The organism is Mariniflexile maritimum (genome assembly GCF_009746565.1).
GTDB lineage: Bacteria > Bacteroidota > Bacteroidia > Flavobacteriales > Flavobacteriaceae > Mariniflexile > Mariniflexile maritimum.
In genome coordinates this window covers 180,660-183,860 of record NZ_WRPN01000008.1, presented here as the reverse complement: position 1 = coordinate 183,860, position 3,201 = coordinate 180,660, and the positions used below count along the sequence as shown (strand labels likewise).

General features: G+C 37.1%; 2 protein-coding genes and 1 pseudogene. All 3 read left to right on the top strand.

Annotated features, from left to right (window positions below; all coding sequences use genetic code 11):
* Positions 1 to 469: 469 nt before the first annotated feature.
* Complete coding sequence (locus GQO80_RS11705; RefSeq protein ID WP_157208544.1) at positions 470 to 1,630, top strand: helix-turn-helix domain-containing protein; 1,161 nt, start codon at positions 470 to 472, stop codon at positions 1,628 to 1,630.
* 213 nt (positions 1,631 to 1,843) lie between these two features.
* A complete protein-coding gene (locus tag GQO80_RS11700; protein ID WP_157208543.1) occupies positions 1,844 to 2,356 on the top strand; it encodes a T9SS type A sorting domain-containing protein in 513 nt (170 codons plus the stop codon).
* A gap of 6 nt (positions 2,357 to 2,362) precedes the next feature.
* Positions 2,363 to 3,201, top strand: a pseudogene (locus GQO80_RS11695) (hypothetical protein); the annotation flags it as partial.

Genomic DNA, 3,201 nt, shown 5'->3' with positions numbered 1-3,201 from the left:
AGAATCTTTTAATGCCAAAATCAAAGCCTTTAGAGCTCAGTTTAGAGGGGTTAGGAACATAGAATTCTTCCTCTTTAGATTAACAACAATTTTTGCTTAAACACAACTATTGCTCTTGATCCCAAATTACAATATAAATCTATATTAAAAAACCTGTTAATCGTATGATTTTCAGGTTTTTGTTTTTTAACAATTTCATAGAAATACAACTAATGCCATTAAAAAAGTCAACAAATCGGATTTGTTAAAATCCATTGTTTTGTTGGATGAATAAATGTGCCTATTAGATAATTAAATGGAATAATTTTTATAAAAAAAGTCGTATGCGATACTGCTACAAAAACGAAAGAAAATTTTTCCTTTGGATAATGATAACATTTTTGTTTATTTGTCATGAGGTTCTTTATAATCAAAAAATCATTCTCAAATTGGATAAAAACATTACTTAAAATTTAAAACTTATATTTTTTTGAATACTATTTTATTGCTTGCTTCCATATTTGGTTTTGTGTTAACTTCTATAATATTTTCAAAAACCACAGGTAACAAGACTTCTACATTTTTTTTGGGCGGGTTCTATTTGTTGTTTTCCTTTTATGCTTTACAAACCTACATCATCAACATCGGTGAATTGGCTTATGTTTCCTATTTTTTCTTATGGCCTATTGTACCTTATAATCTTATTTGTGTACCCATTTATTTTTACTTTACGTCGGTAATGGAAGATGGCTTAACATGGAAGGCAAAATATATATGGTTATTTGTCCCCTTTTTTTTAGGAGTGATAGATGTTTGCTATGTTTATTTGCAACCACCCGAAGTTTATAATACCATTTTACAGAATGCCCTTGTAGATCCATTAAGTAGAATTCACGTGCATTATTTGATTCTAGGTGCAAAAGAGCATTTTTTACTGCGCCATGTATGGCAATTTGGGGTGTTGATTATCCTATTTCCGCAAATCATAAAATTTATAAAGAAGGAAAGAAAACATAGTTTAAAGAGATTGTTAAATAAATGGCTGCTTTTCTTTTGGGCAACCTTGGTCTTGATGTCTGTTTTTGCCATTATGTATTCACTACAAATGATTACAAACAACCAGTTAACCACTTTAATAAGTTTCAACGCTTCAAATAGTCTCCTGATCACTTTGTTGTTTTTCTTGGTTATTTTCTCAACGGCTGTCATTCCTGTATATTTCACCACACTTTTTCAAGGCTACCCACAGCTTAAAAAAAGAGTGCAGGAGCCAGTCGGTTCAACTATTGACCCAAAAACCGAGTTAAAGTATGGCCTAGAAAAGCCCCTTATCGCTATTAATTTAGAACGTCTAAAAGAGAAAAAACTACATTTAGAACAAGATTTCAATATTACTACCTGCGCCCGCGAATTGGGCATACCAACCCACCATTTATCTTATTATCTGAACAAATACTATGGATTAAGCTTTGCGACCTATAAAAACCAGTTGCGCATAGAAGAGGCCAAAAAATTAATCCAGATGGGATTTCTGGAAAAAAACACCATGGAAGCCCTCGCATGGAAATGCGGTTTTGCCAACCGAAGCTCTTTTAGCAAAGTTTTTAAAATGGTAGTAGGCAAAAATCCAACGGAGTATCTTCAAAATTAAAAAGTAAGATTTTTAATAAATCATCTACTTAAAGCGCATTTTTATCGTTAAAAAACGCAAAATAGGTGTCTGAATTGAATTTGGACACCTATTTTATGCATTTCAGCGAACAGTATTTGTGTGAAGACCGCTTAATTTGCACCGTTCTATAGGTTCGCAAGTAGTAACGTCTTAAAAAAACCTGTGAACTCAACTTTTAAACATTTTTATATTATGAAACACCATGTTCCCAAATCTTTTTTTTATAAACAAAGGCCATCCCTATGGTTGTTTTGTTTATTGTTCTTTGCCGTATTTAGCAAAATACAGGCGCAACAGGCTATAGTGGCCTCGGGCAACACCATTGCAGGTAATGGGGGTTCGGCAAGTTATTCCGTTGGACAAATAGTGCAGAGTACCAATAGCGGTGCCAATGGTACAGCCTTCCAAGGCATTCAGCTTTATTTTGAAGATGCGACTTTAACTATCATCGACCTCGATACCCAAATGGATATTACAACGTATCCCAACCCCACATCGTCTTTTATCAACATCATGTTGCAATTTACACCTGGCCACCCCCTAAACTATGTTTTGTATAATGCCGTTGGTGGCGTTGTGCTTTCAGGAAAAATCAAGGGTAACACGACAAACATCCCCGTGCACGACCTATCGGTAGCCACCTATCTCCTTAAAATTAATAATGCCTCAACTACTTTAAAAACTTTTAAAATCATCAAAAATTAACCTCTTATGAAAAAATTGTACTTCTTTTTACTATTTATGTTATTATGCACCATGGGTGCATTTGCACAAACGCCCGAGAAATTGAGTTACCAAGCCATTGTACGCAATGCAAGCGATAAAATTTTGGCCAACCAAGCCGTAGGCGTACAAATTAGTATTTTACAAAACGGCAGTTCTGTATATACCGAAACCCACAGTGCCACCACCAACGCCAATGGCCTTATAAATCTGGAAGTTGGCGCGGGCACGCAACAATCTGGCGCATTTGGCACCATCAATTGGGGCAGCGACACGTATTTCATCAAAACAGAAATCGATGTTACTGGCGGCACCAACTATACCATAAGCGGTACCAGCCAACTGGTAAGCGTGCCTTATGCGTTACATGCCAAAACCGCCGAAACCTTTACCGGTACGTTAACCGAAACCGACCCAAGTTTTAACGCGTCTGCCGCAAAAAATATTTCAGCTAGCGATATTACCAATTGGAACCAAAAAGAAGATAAACTGCCCACAGGTGGCACACAAGGCCAAGTGTTGGGTATAGATAACGGTTCTTACACCTGGGTTACCCCAGCAACTGCCAGCGATACGCAAGATTTAAGCCTTACGGGGAACGAAATTAATCTAACCGATGGCGGTTCCGTGGACATCAGTACCGCTACTGCAGTAGTAGCAAACACCGCGAAAGTTGGTATTACTACTGAACAAGCCGATGCCATTGTTGCAAATACCGCTAAAGTGGGCATTACTTCGGAACAAGCGGATGCTATTGTTGCGAACACCGCTAAAGTGGGTATTACTTCGGAGCAAGCGGATGCCATTGTAGCCAACACCGCTAAAAC